General features: G+C 59.2%; 18 protein-coding genes. 10 read left to right on the forward strand and 8 right to left on the reverse strand.

Features of this window, described 5'->3' with window-relative positions; all coding sequences use genetic code 11:
* Positions 1-76: 76 nt before the first annotated feature.
* Both BGE01nite_RS20885 and BGE01nite_RS20890 read right to left on the reverse strand, forming a co-directional pair.
* A complete protein-coding gene (locus BGE01nite_RS20885) occupies positions 77-907 on the reverse strand; it encodes a class I fructose-bisphosphate aldolase (protein ID WP_146853305.1) in 831 nt (276 codons plus the stop codon).
* Positions 908-940: 33 nt separating this feature from the next.
* Positions 941-1,984 carry a TIM barrel protein gene (locus BGE01nite_RS20890; RefSeq protein ID WP_146853307.1) on the reverse strand — a complete coding sequence of 348 codons (1,044 nt, stop codon included), beginning with the start codon at positions 1,982-1,984 and terminating at the stop codon, positions 941-943.
* A gap of 118 nt (positions 1,985-2,102) precedes the next feature.
* On the opposite strand from BGE01nite_RS20890, the gene BGE01nite_RS20895 reads away from it, so the two are divergent.
* The 3 genes from BGE01nite_RS20895 (at position 2,103) to BGE01nite_RS20905 (ending at position 5,177) form a co-directional block, all read left to right on the forward strand.
* The gene (locus BGE01nite_RS20895) at positions 2,103-2,996 is read left to right on the forward strand and encodes a helix-turn-helix domain-containing protein (RefSeq protein WP_170266947.1); all 894 of its coding nucleotides are present in this window, start codon (positions 2,103-2,105) and stop codon (positions 2,994-2,996) included.
* Positions 2,997-3,213: 217 nt separating this feature from the next.
* Entirely contained in the window at positions 3,214-4,428 is a 1,215-nt protein-coding gene (gene zigA / locus BGE01nite_RS20900) for a zinc metallochaperone GTPase ZigA (RefSeq protein ID WP_146853311.1), read from the forward strand.
* A gap of 92 nt (positions 4,429-4,520) precedes the next feature.
* A complete protein-coding gene (locus BGE01nite_RS20905; protein ID WP_146853313.1) occupies positions 4,521-5,177 on the forward strand; it encodes an ATP-dependent Clp protease proteolytic subunit in 657 nt (218 codons plus the stop codon).
* Positions 5,178-5,219: 42 nt separating this feature from the next.
* On the opposite strand, the gene BGE01nite_RS20910 is transcribed toward BGE01nite_RS20905, so the two are convergent.
* The 6 genes from BGE01nite_RS20910 to BGE01nite_RS20935 all read right to left on the reverse strand — a co-directional run bounded on the left by BGE01nite_RS20910 (position 5,220) and on the right by BGE01nite_RS20935 (position 14,155).
* Positions 5,220-6,443 carry a mandelate racemase/muconate lactonizing enzyme family protein gene (locus BGE01nite_RS20910; RefSeq protein WP_146853315.1) on the reverse strand — a complete coding sequence of 408 codons (1,224 nt, stop codon included), beginning with the start codon at positions 6,441-6,443 and terminating at the stop codon, positions 5,220-5,222.
* Positions 6,444-6,614: 171 nt separating this feature from the next.
* On the reverse strand, positions 6,615-7,835 hold the full coding sequence (locus BGE01nite_RS20915) for a hypothetical protein (protein WP_246145771.1): 1,221 nt from the start codon (positions 7,833-7,835) through the stop codon (positions 6,615-6,617).
* Between the two features lie 153 nt (positions 7,836-7,988).
* The gene (locus BGE01nite_RS20920) at positions 7,989-9,179 is read right to left on the reverse strand and encodes a hypothetical protein (RefSeq protein ID WP_246145772.1); all 1,191 of its coding nucleotides are present in this window, start codon (positions 9,177-9,179) and stop codon (positions 7,989-7,991) included.
* Positions 9,180-9,325: 146 nt separating this feature from the next.
* Positions 9,326-10,705 carry a DUF1552 domain-containing protein gene (locus tag BGE01nite_RS20925; protein WP_218033056.1) on the reverse strand — a complete coding sequence of 460 codons (1,380 nt, stop codon included), beginning with the start codon at positions 10,703-10,705 and terminating at the stop codon, positions 9,326-9,328.
* A gap of 33 nt (positions 10,706-10,738) precedes the next feature.
* Positions 10,739-13,207: a DUF1592 domain-containing protein gene (locus BGE01nite_RS20930; protein WP_146853319.1), complete on the reverse strand. Its 2,469-nt coding sequence runs from the start codon at positions 13,205-13,207 to the stop codon at positions 10,739-10,741.
* Positions 13,208-13,309: 102 nt separating this feature from the next.
* Positions 13,310-14,155, reverse strand: coding sequence for a dioxygenase family protein (locus BGE01nite_RS20935; RefSeq protein WP_146853321.1), 846 nt, complete (start codon positions 14,153-14,155; stop codon positions 13,310-13,312).
* A gap of 585 nt (positions 14,156-14,740) precedes the next feature.
* On the opposite strand from BGE01nite_RS20935, the gene BGE01nite_RS20940 reads away from it, so the two are divergent.
* From BGE01nite_RS20940 to BGE01nite_RS20965, 7 genes are all read left to right on the forward strand, one after another.
* Positions 14,741-15,190 (forward strand): DUF4275 family protein, encoded by a 450-nt coding sequence (locus BGE01nite_RS20940; RefSeq protein ID WP_146853323.1) that lies wholly within the window; start codon positions 14,741-14,743, stop codon positions 15,188-15,190.
* A 112-nt stretch (positions 15,191-15,302) separates the two neighbouring features.
* Positions 15,303-15,881, forward strand: a complete 579-nt coding sequence (locus tag BGE01nite_RS20945) for a hypothetical protein (protein ID WP_170266948.1) — start codon at positions 15,303-15,305, stop codon at positions 15,879-15,881.
* 108 nt (positions 15,882-15,989) lie between these two features.
* Positions 15,990-16,349: a ribonuclease E inhibitor RraB gene (locus tag BGE01nite_RS20950; protein ID WP_146853327.1), complete on the forward strand. Its 360-nt coding sequence runs from the start codon at positions 15,990-15,992 to the stop codon at positions 16,347-16,349.
* Between the two features lie 55 nt (positions 16,350-16,404).
* Positions 16,405-16,533, forward strand: a complete 129-nt coding sequence (locus BGE01nite_RS29725; protein WP_281292067.1) for a hypothetical protein — start codon at positions 16,405-16,407, stop codon at positions 16,531-16,533.
* 18 nt (positions 16,534-16,551) lie between these two features.
* A complete protein-coding gene (locus tag BGE01nite_RS20955) occupies positions 16,552-17,055 on the forward strand; it encodes a GNAT family N-acetyltransferase (RefSeq protein ID WP_146853329.1) in 504 nt (167 codons plus the stop codon).
* The gene (locus BGE01nite_RS20960; protein WP_146853331.1) at positions 17,052-17,381 is read left to right on the forward strand and encodes a hypothetical protein; all 330 of its coding nucleotides are present in this window, start codon (positions 17,052-17,054) and stop codon (positions 17,379-17,381) included. Before BGE01nite_RS20955 ends, BGE01nite_RS20960 begins: the two co-directional genes overlap by 4 nt.
* 7 nt (positions 17,382-17,388) lie before the next feature.
* Positions 17,389-17,928: a hypothetical protein gene (locus tag BGE01nite_RS20965; protein WP_146853333.1), complete on the forward strand. Its 540-nt coding sequence runs from the start codon at positions 17,389-17,391 to the stop codon at positions 17,926-17,928.
* Positions 17,929-17,941 lie beyond the last annotated feature (13 nt).

Consider the following 17,941-nt stretch of genomic DNA (forward strand, 5'->3'; position numbering starts at 1 on the left):
GAGTTCAAATCACGGACTTTATCAAGCTCTGAAAAAGCCGCCGGTTTCCCGGCGGCTTCATTTCAGATAGATAAGCTTACTTGATCAGGCTCAGCGCCTTCTTAACGCTGGCTCCGTCATGCACCATGGCCATGAGCGCCTGGGTGATGCCCTTGGGCTTCGGATGCTGGATCACATTGCGGCCATACACAATGCCCGCCGCGCCCTGCTCCAGGAGACCCTGGGTGCGCTCGAGGATTTCCTTGTCGCTCACACGACCACCACCACGCACCAGCACCGGGATGCCGGAGGCTGCGGCGATGACCTTGTGATACACGCTGACGTCATCCGTCGGGTCGGCCTTCACGATGTCGGCACCCAGTTCCACAGCCTGGCGGACAAGGTAGGTGATGGCGGTTTCATCGCCATTCACCATGTAGCCGCCAGCCTTTTCGTTAGGCTGGAAAACCAGCGGCTCGATCATCATCGGCACACCGTAGTCGTCAGCCAGCGGCTTGAGACGGAGGATGTTTTCCACGCACTGCGCATGCACTTCTGGAGCGCCAGGGATCTGGAAGAGGTTCACGCAAACGCAGGCAGCGTCATAGCGCACGGCCTGGAGCATGGTCTCCTCGATCATGAGGCTGAAGCGGCTTTCGGGAAGAGTCTTGCCGTAGATGTTCGCCACGTCCGTGCGGAGCACGAGGCTGGGCTTGAAGCGGCCAGGGATCTCCTGCAGATGGCGGGCCATGCCCAGCGTGAGCTGAATGGCATCCGGTGCGGCATCCACCAGGGTCTTCACGACCGTGCGCATGTCCTCGATGCCCTGGAGGAACCCGGGCTGGTTGAAGAAGCCATGATCCACGGCCACGTCGAAGCAGCGGCCAGACTTGGCGTTGAAGAGGCGGTTGAGACGATACTGTTTCATGTGAATGAAGAAGTGGGGGGAGGTTGGGTAGGATTAGCGGACACCCATGATGTGCTTCATCACGGCAAGTTCCAGTGCTTCATAGTCACGAGCATCGATCATTTGCTGCTCAAGCTTGCGGTCCCAGGAGCGCACCTTGTTCACCAGATGCAGGAAGAGTTCCTTGCTGCCCGTGAGGTGGGAGGTCACGCCCTTGCCCTTCTGCGTGCGCATGGCCTTCACGTCCAGGCCGATGAACTCGCCCTTGCTGCCGTAGCCGGCTTCTTCCAGCACACGCACCTGGTTGAAAGCGCCGCGCAGGTTGGCCGTGCCGAAGTTTTTGTCCTGGTCGTATTTCAGGCCGTTCTGGTCATTGAGATGCACGCTGCCCAGCTTGTCATGGGCGAGGGCAAAGGCCATCTCATCACTGGCATCAAGACCCGCAAGGAGAGCATGAGCCGTCTCAATGAGACCTTTCACGCGCTTCGGATCGCTGGAGGCATAAGCCAGCGCGACCGCGTGACCGATGGTCGGCACATACGCGGCATCGGTCGGCTCATTCGGCTTCGGCTCGATCCAGATTTCGATGTCCTTGTCATGCGCCAGCATGGCATTGATCGTCTCCAAAATGCGTTGATAGGCGATACGAGCATTCTTGCTCTCGCGGATGTAGCTGCCTTCACGAGCCAGCCAAAGCACCACTGCTCCACAGCCGATCTCGCGTGCCACATCGATCGTGCGCAGCGTGCGCTCCAGCGCATAACGGCGGTCCTTGGCGCTGTTCGCCGTGTAGCCACCATCAACGGTCTGTGGCGCGAACCACAAGCGCGGCGCGACGAACTCCGGAACCAGGCCCTGGTTATCCAGCATCTTCTTCACCTTCGCGCACTGCTTGCTAATCTGCGCCGGTGTCAGGTCATCGATGTTCGGGACCACATCGTCATCATGGAACTGCACACCATCAAAGCCGAGCGGCTTGTAGAGCGCATACTTCTTCTCATGCGGGAAGACCGGACGCACTTCCGGGCCGAAGGGATCGGCGCCCTCGCTGATGTTCCAGGGTCCGAAGGAAAAACGATACGTGGTTGGTTTGCTCATGGCGGGGCGGAGTAAAGCGCGGGAGATGCAGAGTCTGCTACGTCTCCAGTCTCAGAGCTTGAGACTATTGTCTCAACTGCCTCTGGTATCAGTGATAGATCGTGCTACGAAAGTGCCCATGCGTGTTGAGCGTGAGAAGATTGAGATCCCCAGCGGCCACTCGTTCCGGGTGCTCCGTTGGTCGCGCACACTGCGTGAGGTGGAGTGCGTGGTCGCTCCGGGAAAAATCGAAAAGCTCACCGGTGAGGGCACACGCTGGCATTTCCACATGGAGATGGAGCTCACGCTGTTCCGGGAAGGACAGGGGACTCGCTTCGTGGGAGACCACATCGGCGCGTTTGAGGCAGGAGACCTCGTGCTGCTTGGCAGCAAGCTCCCACACTACTGGCACACGCGGGGACATTCCGGCGGCTTGTCCGTGCAGTGGCATTTTCCAGAGGGGCATCCGTTCTGGGCCTTCCCGGAGACACTGCCGCTGCGCGGGTTGTTTGAGCGCGCCGGGCATGGGCTGCGCCTCAGCGGACTCACAGCGGCCCGAGTTGGATCGTTGATGAATGAGATGATCAGCGTGCAGGGTGTGGAGCAGCTATCTTTGCTCCTGCGAGTGCTCGCGGTGATCCATGCCGCTCCGGAAAAAGAGCGCGTGCGGCTTTCGGCGCGCTCCTTTGCACTGGCGGCGGAGTCTCACTACCAGCAGGCCATCTCCAAAGCCGTGCGTCATCTGCTGGCCAGCTTTCGCGAGCAAGTGCGGCTGGAGGACGTGCTCATCCTTACCGGCATGAGCCGCCCCACTTTTGCGCGACAGTTTAAAAAGCACTCCGGCAAGACCCTTAGCGAGTTCCTGAACCACCTGCGCCTCCAGGCCGCCTGCCGCGAGCTGGTGGAGAGCGACCGCAGCGTGCTGGAGATCGCCCTGGGCAGCGGCTTCACCCAGGTCTCCTTCTTCAACCGCCTCTTTCGCCGCCTGCAAAGATGCAGCCCCACCGAGTATCGGGCAAAGCGGAGAAGTTAGGCCCAAGTCTCCAGATTTTTTGGCAGCAAGATTAAGGTAGAAAAATTTCAGGAGAATCTTTCTGCCCTAATTTTTCTGCCAAATCGGCTCCAGTCAGAAGGCAGATGAACGACGTGCCTCCGCAACTCAGCCAACCATGTGCATTTCCATAAAAGCAACTTGATTGCATTATTGACACAGGCTTATTAAACGCAATATAATTGCATTTAATAAACTCATGTCCACCCACAAACTCCCCGTCACCGTCCTCTCCGGCTTCCTCGGAGCTGGCAAAACCACGCTGCTGAACCACATCCTGCGAAATCGCGAGGGCCGGAAGGTCGCCCTCATCGTCAATGACATGAGCGAGGTGAATGTGGACGCCCAGCTCGTGAAAAGCGGCGATGCGCAGCTCTCCCGCACGGAAGAAAAAATGGTCGAGATGAGCAATGGCTGCATTTGCTGCACCCTGCGTGAGGACCTGATGCAGGAGGTGTCCAAGCTCGCCCACGAAGGCCGCTTTGATGCCCTCGTCATCGAGTCCACCGGCGTGTCAGAGCCCATGCCCGTGGCGGAGACATTCACCTTCACGGATCAATCCGGCCGCCAGCTCAATGACCGGGCCCAGCTTGATACCATGGTCACCGTGGTCGATGCGCGAAATTTCCTGCACGACTACCGCAGCACCGATGACCTGCAGCATCGCAAAATGGGGACTTCCGAGGAAGACGGGCGCTCCATTGCCAACCTGCTCACCGACCAGATCGAGTTCGCGAACGTGATCCTCATTAATAAGGTGGATGTCGTGGGGGCTGATGATCTGGATGAGATCCAGGGCATCATCCACGCCTTGAATCCACGGGCCCAAGTCCACCTCACCCGTGACAGCGCCGTGCCTCTCACCTCTGTCCTGGACACCGGCCTCTTCGCCATGAGCGAGGCCGAGCAAAGCAACGGCTGGCTGGACAGCCTGCAAGGTCACACGCCAGAGACCGAGGAGTATGGCATCAGCAGTTTTGTTTATCGGGCACGACGCCCGTTTCATCCGCAGCGCTTTCAGGACATGCTGCAATCACGCTGGGAGGGTGTGATCCGGGCCAAGGGCATGTTCTGGCTGGCCACGCGTGATCAGATCGCTGGTTATGTCTCGCAGGCTGGGGTGCTGCGGGAGACCCGCGCCATGGGCTTCTTCTGGAGTGCCGTGGACGAGGCTGAATGGCCGCAAGACGCCGCCAGTCAGACCGACATCCGCTCCCACATGCAGGGTGAGCATGGCGATCGCCGCACCGAGATCGTCCTCATCGGCCGTGACATGGACCAGTCCGCTCTGATAGCCAGATTTGACCAAGCCTTGCTGACCGAGGAGGAGTTCAGTCGTGGACCAGACTCCTGGGCGACCCTGCCAGACCCCTTCCCGGCCTGGCTGCCAGGGGCCGCCGGGGCAGGGGAGTGACGCACCGCGTCAGGGAAAAATGTGGAAACTCATCCAGCCGGGCATGACGTCCGTAGTTTGACAAGGCTCCCTGACTCCTCTTGATTCCTCCTATGTCCCAGACCCCTTACGATTTTCCCACCTCTCTCACCCCCTCGCCGTCGAATTTCATCGTCCCCACGGTGATCGAGTCCGAAGGCCGCGTGGAGCGCGCCTATGACATCTATTCCCGCCTGCTGAAGGACCGAATCATCTTCCTCGGCTCGGACGTGAATGACCAGGTGGCGAACATCATCATCGCCCAGTTCCTCTTCCTGCAGATGCAGGACCCGAAGAAAGACATCCATTTCTACATCAACAGCCCTGGTGGCTCCGTCACGGCCGGCCTCGCCATCTATGACACCATGCAGTTCGTGACCTGTGATGTGAACACCTACTGCATCGGCATCTGCGCCAGCATGGGCGCCGTGCTTCTGGCCTCCGGCACCAAGGGCAAACGCTACGCCCTGCCTAACAGTGACATCATGATCCATCAGGTCTCCGGCGGTGCCCGCGGCACAGCCAGCGATGTGGAGCGCACAGTCGACTTCATGTACAAGCTGAAGCGCCGCTTGAACCGCATCCTCGCTCATCATTGCGACAAGACCCCGGAAGCCATCGAGAAGGACGCTGACCGCGACAACTACATGACCGCCGAGGAAGCCTGCGCCTACGGCCTCGTGGACAAAGTGCTCCAGAGCAATCGCGAGCTGCCACAGGCGAAGGAGTAAGGTTTTGCTCTCTTGAATGAGATCACGGGCACTCTCTGAAAGTCAGAGAGTGCTCTTTCTCCAGCCGTTCTTCCCTTCCTGGAAAAGCTCATCCTTGAGCTTCGTGCCCAAACCGGTGCCCGTGGGAAGATGCGCCCGGCCATTGACGATCACCGGCAGTGTATCCACTAGCTTGTCATAAAACGAGCGGATGTGCGCGCGCACGGATTCCTGGAAAACCACATTCGCCGATGAGGCCGCGAGGTGCAGTCCGCTGAAAAGCGTGAGCGGTCCCGTGCAGTCATGGATGGTGGAGGGCACATTGAAAGTCTGCGCCAGATCGATCACGCGGCGCGTCTCGCTGATGCCACCATTCCACGTCGGGTCGACCATGCAGTAGTCACAGGCACCCGCCTGAAGCGCGGCGAGGTATTCCTTCCTCCCCAGCAGCATCTCACTGGCCGCGATCGGCAGACCGCTGCGATGACGAAAATCCGCCAGCGTGCCCACATGATCCACGCGCAGCACATCCTCGAGCCAGAGCGGCTTGATCTCGCGCAAAGCCTCCGCGATGCGCAAGGCCGCAGGCAGTTGGAAGAACGCATGACCTTCGATGGCGATGTCCATCTTCATGCCCACGCGCTCGCGGATCTCGAGCAGCGGCTTCATCGCCTCCTCCACGTCCGTCCAGGAGATGTGCAGACCTCCGTTACGATGCGCAGCACGATCAAAGGGCCAGAGCTTCATCGCCGTGATGCCCTCGCTCAGCAGCTCTTCTGCCAGATCACCTGCCGCGAAGTGCGAGGACCAGTTGTCCTGTAGCGGCCCCGCGCTGCCGATGTCTCCATACCCCGGCCAGCCCGGATGACGAGGCGCGGATCCACAATCCGTGAGTGCCCCATAGCTCGGACCACCGCTAGTGTTATAGACCGGGATCGAATCACGCACCGGACCGCCTAACAAGCGATACACCGGTTGGTTGCAGGCCTGTCCCAGGATGTCCCACAAGGCCAGATCCAGCGCCGAAAGCGCGCGCATCTCCGCGCCGGGATGCCCAAAAGGTGTGCAGCGCTCATAGATGAACCGCCAGTGAGACTCGATGGCCAGCGCCTCCGCACCCAGCAGCCGCTCCGCCATCCAGTCATGGATCAGCGCCGCGATGGCATGCGGTGTGTAATACGTCTCCCCGCATCCGATGAACCCATCATCCGTATGAATGCGGACGAGCAAAAGGTTCGGCATGATGCCGGAGGGAATGACAGTCTCGATGGCGGTGATGCGTGGCATGGGAGAAGCACAAACAACGCTCTCATGAGCTCCATTTGCACATGCCGAAGCGCATCAGTCACATACTCCTGGCACCTCGCCAACCAAGAACGAGCACAAAAGTGTTACCTATGTTTTGAACGCTCCCTGTTAACCGTGAACCGTGAACGGCGAACCCTGGACCGTGAACCTTCAGCCCTCATAGTTAGGAAAGATGGCCGGCGTCGGGAAGCGGTCCTCGTGGCTGTAGTTCCCGCTGTTGAGGTATTCCTCACGCGGCATGTGGACATCGGGCCAGCTCGCGGGACGGATGCGGATGATCCGGGTCGGGCGCATGCCTTCGGTGATGAGGTCGGTCTCAAAACGAACCTGCACGCCGCTGCTGCCCAGGGGCACGTCTCCTGGAGTCTTGGAGATGTCGCGAATAGCGCCCCTTGCGGCCATTTGCGTGGGCCCGGCGCTGCCGCCTTCGGTGTGCTTCAGGGTGTTCTCCACGCCATTCACCAGCACCTGACGCTCCTTGTCGAAAGCCGCATAGAGGCTGGGGTCCATGCCGCCAAACAAGGTCACGGTCACCGTCGCTCGGCCGAACTTGCCATACTCCACGGCATCCACCCACGCAGGAATCCAGCGGCTGCGCATAAAAGCCTTGTGCGTCTCCGTCTGGTTCTGGGCGGTGCGCTGCATGGCCGCATCGTCTAACCAAATGTCTGAAATGTGAAAGCGGGTGAACACACCGCCCGGAGTGGGCTTCCAGGTGATCCCGAGCTGCACCGCCTGACCCTCGAGCGATTTCTTCCCGCTCGCAGGCCAGAGGCCTTCGGCGATCAACTCGCTGATCCCGAGGTATTCGCGACCGCGCCAGATGCGAGTGGCGCCGTCAAAGCTCAGCGTTTCCTCTTCGGCCTTGCCATCACCACCAGCCTTCGGTTCGCGGCTGGCGACGATCATCCCCTCGTTGTCTTTGATCTCCACCTCCTTGAGCTTCCAGACCAGTCCCTCGCGCAGGCAATGGCTGGGCTCATCTTCGAGCAGGAGGACGTGGTTCTCGGCGGGTGCGATGCCCGTGCCGCGCCTGTGGTCAGAGTCCTTTTCCTTGTTGTTCACTGGCAGCACCGGCACCGCAGAAATCTTCGGATCCGGAGGCAGATAAGCGCGGACATGCATCACCGTGCCGAGCGGTATGTCCCGCAGATCCGCCGGTGCGCCATGATAGCGGACGATGCCATAAGGCAGCATGGCGAAAGGGCGTGGATCGTTCCTGCGAAACACCCCATTTCCTTGCACACGGATGCTTCCGCGGCGGTTCACATGATCCACAAACACCAGCTCTCCCCGGTAAGAGTGCGCCTTTGCCAAAGGCGGAAACTTCCCCGCCTCAGGCCTGAACGGCTCTTCGGCGGCCGCAGACATGGTGAGCATGCACCCGAGAGATGTGAGCAGGAGGACTGTGAGTTTCATCAGCGAATGGAGGGGTGGAGTAATGGAGTATGGGAGTGGTGAACGAGCAGTCGCAGTGTAGGAGCCCAATGACTCCAACACTCTAGTACTCCACTCCTCTGTGGGTCAGTACTCCGGAAAGATCACCGGCGTCGGAAAGCGGTCGGTCGCGTTGGAGCCATCACCGATGTACTCCTCGCGCGGCACCTGCACCTGCGGCCAGGTCGATGGACGAACACGCACCACTCTCGTGGCACGGATGCCTTCGATGACGAGGTCAGTCTCGAACTGCACCTGAATACCACTGCTGCCCAAAGGCGCCTCTCCAGAGGCCTTGGTGACCGCGAGGATCGGGCCTTTGGAAGCCATGTGCGCGGGGCCGTAATTTCCTCCGGCATGCTTGAGGGTGTTCTCGGCTCCGTTCACCAGCAAGGAGGCGTCCTTCTTGAAATCAGCATAGAGAGACTCGTCCATGCCGCCAAACAAAGTGGCCGTCACCTTCGCACGACCAAACTTGCCATACTCCACGCTATCCACAAAGGCAGGCATCCAGCGGCTGCGAATGAAAGCCTTGTGAGTGTCGGTCTGGTTCTGCGCGGCGCGTTGCATCGAGGCATCGTCTAACCAAATGTCCGAAATGTGAAACCGCGTGAAGATGCCGTCTGGTGTGGGCTTCCAGGTTATCCCCAGCTGCACGGCCTGACCTTCCAGTGCCTTCTTCCCGCTCGCAGGCCAGAGACCTTCGGCGATCAAGTCCGCAGGCGTGAGGGACTCGCGACCGCGCCAGATGCGCGTGGCCGCATCCAGGGTCAGCTTTTCCTCGTTGGCCTTGCCATCGCCACCCGACTTCGGTTCACGCGTGGCGATGATCATCCCCTCATTGTTGTTGTAGTCCAGCTCCTTGAGCTTCCACACCATGCCCTCGCGCTGGCAGTGGCTGGGCTCATCTTCCAGCAGGAGCACATGGTTCTCGGCGGGTGCGACACCTTGGCCGCTGTAACCTGCGGTCTTCTCCTTGTTGTTCACCGGCAGCACCGGCACGGCGGAGATCTTGGGATCTGGAGGCAGATAGGCACGGATGTGCATCACCGTGCCCAGCGGGACATCCCGCAGATCCGCCGGCGCTCCGTGATAACGAACCATGCCGTAAGGCAGCATCGCAAAAGGATGCGGCGCATTGCGGAAATACGTGCCCGCTCCTTGCACACGGATGCTGCCGCGACGGTTCGCATGATCCACAAACACCAGCTCACCGCGGTAGGAGTGCGCCTTCTCCAGCGGCGGAAACTTCCCCGCCTCCGGCCGGAATGGCTCCACTGCTGGTTCTTGGTTCTTTGTTCTTGGTTCTTCGTTGGCGGCAGACGCATCAACGGCGAACCAACAAACCAGCACCAACAACGAGAACTGAACCAAGCGCCGCGCACAAGGAACAAAGAACAAAGAACGAGGAACAAAGAACTGCTTCATAGTGCGATCACTTGATTGCTGTCACCGAACTGGCTGATCTCCACGCCCATGCGCTGGGCCATGAGGAGGAGCAGATTGCTCATGTGAGCGTCCGAGTTCACCGGACGGCTGCAGACCTGATAGTGGGCCGATGTGAGTCCGCCATCCGGGCCGAACGTGTAGCCCTGGAAGTTCGTGGCTTTCTGGTTGAAATCCAGATGCTGACCATGCTTCAGACCGAGGTCCGAGCCACCGGCAAGCACCAGCGGCAGGTTGGCATTGCCATGGCTGTGGCCGTAGGACATCCCGCTGCCAAAGAGGGACATGGTGGAGCCTAACAAAGATTTGCCACTGAGATCCTTCGTCTCCTCGAGCCGCGTCAGGAAGTAGCTGAACTGCTCGAGCGCAAAGGTGTCGTAGTTGGTCAGCTTCTCCATGTAGTCCATGTCGCCACCATGATGACTGAGCTGATGGCGTGACTCCGTGATGCCGATCTCAGGAATGGCAATCGCCTGGCCCTCACCGCCGAGACTGAAGGTCGCCACGCGCGTCACATCCGTCTGGAACGCCAGCACCATGAGGTCATAGACCGTGCGGAAATAATCACCGGCCTTGGTGTCAGGGATGTCGCGATTCGTCCGCGTGCGATCCGCTTCAGAGATGCTGGGCAGCGGTGTGTCCAGCCAGGCATCCGCACGTCGCGTGCGGATCTCCGCCTCGCGCACGGAGGTGAGGTATTGCTCCATGCGTCCCTTGTCTTCAGAACCCATCTTCTTCTCGAGCTGGCGCACTTCGGCCAGATTGTCATCCAGCACGCTGCCCTTGCGGCGCAAGGCCCTGCGCTGGGCCGCGATACCACCTTTCGGTTCGGCAAACATGGAGGAGAAGATCTCGCTGCAACGGCGCAGCGCCGGCAGCCTCACACCGTCCGCCGTCCACGCGAGCGACTCCTGCGTGATGGCCACTTCCAGCGATGGATAGCGCGTGTGCTGCGCCGTGATCTCCGCCATCTTCTGGTCCACGGAGATCGTGTTGCGATCCGAGGGCCCGAGCTTTCCACCTGTCAGCCAGATGCTGATGCAGTTGTGGTGATGACTCAGGCTTCCTGGATGATGCAGACCGCTGATCGGCGTGATGGAGTCACGATGCTTCTCCAGCGGCTTCATGGAGCGCGAGAACTTGTAGTCCTTGCCAGCCGTGGTGATCTGGTAGTTCAGCGAGTGCACACCATTCGCCAGGTAGATGAAAGCACTGCGCCGTGGCGTGGCCGTGATCTTCTCCGCCGCCGCGGCGCGCATCGGCACCATGCACTCCAGCAAGGGCAGCGAAATAAAAGAGCCCATCGCCTTCAGCGCATGACGGCGGTCGATCAGCCAGGATTGAGACAAATAGTTCATGGTTCTTGGTTCCTTGTTCTTGGTTTAAAAAGGTTAGCGTTTGCGCATCAATTCAGACATCGCGACTGCCCGGACGACATCCTTTACTTTGAACTGGCTCTTCTTCGCCTCGGCCATGATGGCCTTGATGTCGTCTTCATCATCGACAGTCAAGACACGGCGCAGTCCGTAGGTGCAGAGGTGCTCGATGAACGCGTGCACGAACTTCTCGCGATCGGCGAGCAGCAGGTTCTTGAACTCGGTGGCATCCTTGAAGGTGCGGCCATCGGGCATTTCGCCGGAAGGATTGACCACGGGGGCTGCACCGGTTCCCGTCGCGGTCTTTTCGTGGGTGCGCCATTGGCCGATGGCATCGTAGTTGTCCCAGGCGAGACCCAGCGGATCGATCTTCGCGTGGCAGGCAGCGCAGTTCACGTTGTCGCGGTGCGCCTCCAGTTTATCGCGGAGAGAGGCCTTGGCGCTTGTCGGTGGATTGGGTTCGATGGCGGGAACGTTCGCGGGCGGCGGTGGTGGTGTTTTGGCCAGGATCACCTCGCTCAGCCATACACCACGATGCACCGGGCGATGGCGTGTTCCATCCGATGTTAGGCCGAGCGATGCACCCATCGTCAGCAGACCCCCGCGATGATCTTCCGGCTTGAGCGAGACACGCTGAAAGCCATCCTTCTTCGGCTCCGGCAGTCCGTAGAAATCGCAGAGCCGCGCATTGGCCATCGTCCAGTTGGAGTCGAGGAAGCCATCCATGGGCAGGTTTTTCACCAGCATCTCGCGGAAGAACTCCACCGGCTCGTCCCGCATGCTCACCTCCAGCCAGCGGTCATAGTTAGGGTAGAGTTTTTTATCCGGCGGGAACATGCCCACGCGGTGCAGTTGCAGCCACTGGCGCGAGAAGTCATCGATGAATCGATTGATGCGGCCATCGGTCAGCATGCGGCCCACTTCCTTCCTCAATCCTTCACCCTTCAGGGCCCCGCTTTTGGCTGATGCAAAGAGCGCCTCATCTGGCATCGAGCTCCATAGGAAAAACGAGAGGCGCGACGCAAGCTCCCAGTCATTGAGAGTCTCGCGAGCTGTCGGCTCACCTTCCACAAGATAAAGGAAGTTGCGCGAGGTCAGCACACCCTGCATCGCCACGCGATAGGCCTCCGCAGGCTTTTCACCTGCCTCGCGTTCCGTGCGGTAGGATTCCAGATATTGCGCCAGTTCTTCTGTGTTCACCGGCCTCCTCCACGCACGTTCCGCGAAGCGTTGCAGATGCTGCGCCACGACTTCGGGCGTTGCATCATCCGCTGGCAGCAGATCCTTGCGCAGAGCTTTTTCAGCCTCCGTCTGCAGCGGTCCTTCCCATTCAATCCAGTCCAAGAGCACGGTCGAGAAAAGACCGTTGCCCTTGTCATCAAACATCTGCGGCGCGTTTGAGTTCAGCAGTGTCGTCTCGCTGCTATGCGTGAAGATGTAGCCGCCACGGCTGCCGAGCGCATTGCGGAAGGCTGCGCCGCTTCGGCGGTCCACCACATCCGTGGCCACCACGCAGAAGTCCAGCGTCGCCGGCATCTCCAGATCCACGTCAAACTCATACACCTGCGGTTTGTCCTCCGGCGCCGTGATGTCGAAGTCCAGGATGCCATCCACCGTCTCCTCACCCGTGCGCTTGCCGATGCTCAAGTGCGCGGGCTGGCCGCCGATGGGGCGGACACCGCTGGCCTGGATGCGCACCTTGTAGAGTCCGCTGTGCTGCGGCCCCACATTGCCGAACCAATTGTTTGACAGCGCATTCTGCACCGTGCCGGGGAAGAGCAGGTAGCGCAGCGGCCGTTTGATGCCAAACCGGTCCAGCGCCGCCTGCTGGTCCTTGCCACCATTGTAGCGCAGATCGGCCGCCGTCTTGCGCACCTTGCGCGCCTCGCTGGTGGCAGCGGCAGGAAAGGCACGCTCCAGCACCAGCTCCGCCGCGCGGTAGTAGCGATCCACATGCGAGGGCGAGAGCGAAAGCTCCGAGCCGAGGCGCTCAAACCCATGCCAGCGCGTGTCTTCATTCAGCTCGCCGGGTTTCGCCGGGTCATAGCGCACTCCCAGCAGATCATAGACCGTGTTTTGATACTCCTTCCGGCTCAGGCGATAGTGCGCCACCGCAGGCCGCGCCGCCATGCGTGCCGCACGACCATCCTTGATGCGTGTGTCGAGACTCGAGATAAACGCCGCGATCTCCGCCTGCGCCGGCTGCTTCTCCTTCTTCGGCGGCATCTCGCCGGAGTTCACCTGCTCGATCATCTCCGCCCAGTGGTGCGTGTCCGCCCCCACCTTGAAGTCACGCGAAAGCTGGTCGATCCGCAGATCACCCTTCTCTTTGTCAGGTCCGTGACAGCTGATGCAGTAAGTCTTCAGGAAAGCATCAAACGGCTCGGCTGGGGCTGTGGCTGCAGATGCTGCTGCATGGACAGCACCGGCAGAGCCAAGACTGGCGATGAAAAGGGCAGGGAGGCTGAAAGCAAAACGGGTCATGCGGGGTGAGATGCTATAATACACACCCCACGCCGCCTTTGTGCATGACCCACGAATTCTCGGGGGTCAGCGCCCCCGAGACGACCTCATCTCTACCTCAAATCAAAACGGCGAAGGCCCAAACAGTGCATCGCGGATCTCCCGATCACTCAGCTCCGCCTGCGGCCCCGGAGGTGGCCCACCCGCACCGGGAGGACCTCCATTTGGCGGCGGGTCACCAGGACCACCAGGCCCGTTCGGACGACGACCTCCCGGAGGCCCGCCGCGCCGCTGCTCCCGCTCTTCCGGTGTCTTGCCGATCACAATGTCCCAGGTGCCGACGAACTCTTTGCTCTCCGCGCTCACAGGCTTGAACTCACGGATCACGGAGAGGCGCTGCTCGTCCGTGCCCATGCCGCGGAGGATGCCATCACGATCGTTCTGCGGCACGCCTGCGATGAAAAGCTGGGTCGTGAGCATGCTCTTGCCGTCTTGCTTCACCCGGATGTGCCAGTGAATCGTGCGACCTGTATAGAGACCGGGCTTGATCGTGCGGAATCGATACTCGCCCTTCTCATTCGTCTCGATCTTGCCATACCCCTGGAACTTCGGATCACGCTCCTTGTCCCGCTGGGTGCCCTTGCTGTGGATGTAGCAGCCATTGTTATCCGCCTGCCAGACCTCAATCAAGGCCCCTTGGATCGGCTTGCCATCCACCCCCAGCAGCCTCCCGCCGAAATTCGCCACCACACCCTCCGCCACGCCGCCGTCCTTGATCTGCAGCAGGTCGTTGTCCTGGTCCAGCGGCAGGTGGTCCGGGTAATACGGCCCCTCCGTGGCACGTGGGGTCAGGCTCAGCGCCTCCGCATAGATTTGACTGGTGATGACCCCGCCCGTGACAGCGAGCAGGCTCTTCAGCAGACGACGGCGGTCCAGACGGATATGAAAGGGGGTGATCAGGGTTTCCATGGCAGTGGCTCTAAACCTCCGGACATCAGACCAGTTTCGCGGAGATATGTTAAGGAAATATAAAGTTGGTGATGCACCCCGTATATTCCGCAGAGCGCTCCTTGCGGAGCGCGAGCGTGCCCACTCGCCAGTCTTCACAACCCGGTAAGGTTCATATTGAATCATAGAATATGACACGCATTATGCGCTGTAATTATGACCGAAGGAATCGTCGCAGTTCAAGGCGTTGACTGCCGGTGGAGCGTTTACCGACAGCCCACATGGGCAACCGGCCGATTTGAACAATACGAACTCCGGGGGTTAGCAATCCTTGTCGAACCTCTTCAGGCAAGCAGACGTCGATTGATTCTTGAGTTCTCAATAGATTTATCGCGCCACGGAGACATGCCACAGCATCAGCGCTTCCACTTCCATCCAGGCCGATTAACCCAGGCCATTGCAGATGCAATCGAGGCAGGTTGGAACCCTGAATCCCGCGGGAAACCCTTTACACATGAAGCCGGACAACTCCAACCTCGCTAGCGAACTGTTGCCTAACCATGCGCTGCAGCGAACGATTCCAGGCATCACTACACATCACTCGCCATGAACTGCCCACGAGAGTACACCGGAGATGAGGTAGCCAGCCTTGTTCAGCAGTGGCTTGATGTTTTTGCCCCAGAAAGGCAGGGCATCAACACCAAGGCATACATGTGGCACGTCTTTAGCGGTAGCCGATACCCGGCTTTGGAGGGTGAGCTGGCCCGAGTGGAGTATCTCAAGCAGATTTGCGGTGAGTTCGTCATCCTCTCAAATGATCGGGAGGTGGCATTCCTCACCGACACGAGACCGGAGGATCGTCCGTTTTCAGATTTCTACGTCTTTCCCCCGAACCTAGCCTGGACGATGGCTTTTACTCATGAGGAGGGCTCGCTTGGACCCTACTTCGCCCAGCATCCCCGCTACGCGGAGCTTAACCCAGCCAATATTGCTAGAGTGAAGAAGCAGGAGGAGATGGCACATGCGCGCTCGCAAGGCTGGATCAAGACACCATGACGACGACTTCGCAGACAAACAACCAAACAATGGCGAACAAAGCGCTGGTGCAAACCGCCGGCGCTGCCCTGTCAGTTATGCTCCCGCAACTTCAACTCGCCGACCCGCCTTCGTGCTCACCACCGCCCTGGCGGTGGTACACGTTAGACGTAAGCCCAACAAAGTAGCACCATTCGCCATGACACGAGCTATACTGATTCTATTGCTGTCCACATTATCTGCATTTGCTGGTGACGCTGCTTGGCCCGGCGTGAAGTTCTCGGAAATTCGGGCTTATGCATGGCCTGATGACAAAAGCACAGAAGCCGTCATATTGGATGGAATGGCGTTGAAGGAAGGTTGCATCAACCCAGATGGAGCTGTTTTGACTCCAGAGCAGACGACGGCACTCATTGCCGCCGTCACTGGCAAACATCCTGATTACCCAGTCGCAGCGTGTCACATTCCACACAACGCTTTTGTGTTCTATGATGCTGGCAAGAAGCCTGTGGCCTTTGTCGAGATTTGCTTTGGATGCTCGAATCATCGTATCACCGCAGATGGATCAGCGGAGAATCTTGATTTGGTAGCGATAGCTAAAATCTTTGACGCCCACAAACTTCCCATGGGTGAATATCGTGATCTCGTCGCATTCAAGAAGCACTTTGACGATCTCCAGAAGATGGCGAAGGAGGCTGCCAATGACAAATGACCGAACAAAGCGCTGGTGCTGCCCTGCCGTCCATCCTGTCTCCGAGCTCACCGTGCCCCAGCCTGGGTGTAGCTGAGTTGTTCGCCTAACAAACTGTCGAGGAAGCGTATGATTGCCAAGGAAATATTGATCGAGTTCTTCGACGAGACCCGTAAACTCAAGGCCAACGGCAAGGCCCGCTTCGACATTAATAAGGAGTGTCGCTGGTCTTACTTTTTTACCGATGTGAACAGGGACAAGCTCGCCGAGGCAGGTCGCCATCTTGAGGAGATCGGTTACGAGGTCAGAGGCTTTCTGGATCCGAGTCCAGATGACGAGTGTCAGACTATCTTCCTTCGCTTCGACAGGGTCGAGACCCACACGCCAGAGTCGTTGTTCGAGCGGAATGCTTCTTTGTATGCACTCGCCGATCGGTTCGAACTTGATAGCTACGATGGCATGGATGTGGGTGCGCTCGATGGACCCTAGACTGAAGCGCCTCGCAATGCGCTGTAGCGAACTCAGAATGAGTCAACCGACACCCATGAGCAGCACCTCCATGCACAAAGTCTTCGCCATCTTTCTGCGTGCCGCTCTCCAAGTCTCCGGAAAGAAAATGCCTGGCTTTTACTCCACTCGCCTGCCAGCCTCTGCCGTTGAGCTGTCAGCCTAACTGAAAGTATCATTTTATATGCCCATCATAGCCATAGCTTCTCCGTCAGACTGGCAGCGAGTCCAGAAGCTCCGGCTGGCTGCGCTTCAGGACACACCAGACGCCTTTGGCTCCACCTTCGAGGATGAGTCTCAGAGACCACCCGAGTGGTGGATTGGCCGCCTCCAGTCGTCGGGCTCCGTGACATTCATGGCGGTCGAGCCATGTGACTCAGGAATGGCTGTGCTGGGACCCTACAATGCCCCACCTGACCGCGGCGTCTTTGCCGTCTGGGTGGCTCCTGAGCACCGGGGGAGGGGAGTTGGAGACGCGCTCATGTCCGCCGTAATCGCTGAGGCGAGGAGTCTGGGCGTTGGGAGACTGGTGCTCGACGTTGACCGGCTCAACCTTCCCGCTCGGAGGCTTTATCTGAGGTACGACTTTTCACCCACCGGCATCGAGTCCACCCTGCCGCCACCACGCTCACACATCATGGAGGACCAGCTTGAGCTGATTTTGGAAGTAGCTAGGCTGACGCCATGAGCAGCACGACCGCGAATGAGGGGATCCAGCCCGCCAGCATCGCACGCATTCCAACCGCAGCCTACTTGGTCGCGCCGCTGCTTTATGGGATTACTGTGGGGCTCCATGTTCTGTTCCCCATTTTTGGTGACCGCTACTTGCTCTCACTTCATGTATTGGTGCTTCCCGGTCTTCTTGTCCTGAGTCTCGCGACGGTGGGTTTGAGGCTCATAGCCACAGCACCGAGGACATGGACGCTGATCATTTCACTTGTTATCAATCTTGCCGTCAGTGCTTTTGCGCTTTGGATGACATGGTTGGCGATGACATTTCCCACGCCGGACTAGTTGAACCATGCGCATCATCTTTGCCCTCTTGCTGTGGGCCGCGTTCCAAGTTTCTGGAGCCGAGCCAGGAAGTTTCGTCGAGCAACCCAATCTGGTGGGAAAGATCACGGAAGCACTTATGGCTTCCAAGATGGATCATCTCACGCCGCACATCTATCGTGATGGCGTCCAGCAGTTCTCATATCATCTGAAATCGGTTTCGTATCTGGGCAGTGTGGAGCGCGGTTCGGAGAAGATTTTCCTGGCCACCGCTCTGTTTCTCCGCTCATCCGCCCAGGGCAGCGAGTATCCCCCAGCGCAAGGCCATGGCTATCTCCTCTGCCTTTCACCTCAGTGGCGCTTGATTTCGCACTGTCAGTTGGATTTCCCGGAGGTTGAACTCATGGGCATAGCGCTCCGCCGCCAGCAAGAGACCATTGGAGACTTCGCCGCCAAGGATGAAGCTACCCGCAGCCGTGGCTTCTTGATCGATGGAAACGACTTCCTCCCGTATCCTTTCTCCGACAAGCTTCCCGACCCAGCCGTTCCAGAAGTTAAAAAACCATAGCCACAGGCTCTTC

Source organism: Prosthecobacter gellanilyticus (assembly GCF_007992435.1).
Lineage (GTDB): Bacteria > Verrucomicrobiota > Verrucomicrobiia > Verrucomicrobiales > Verrucomicrobiaceae > Prosthecobacter > Prosthecobacter gellanilyticus.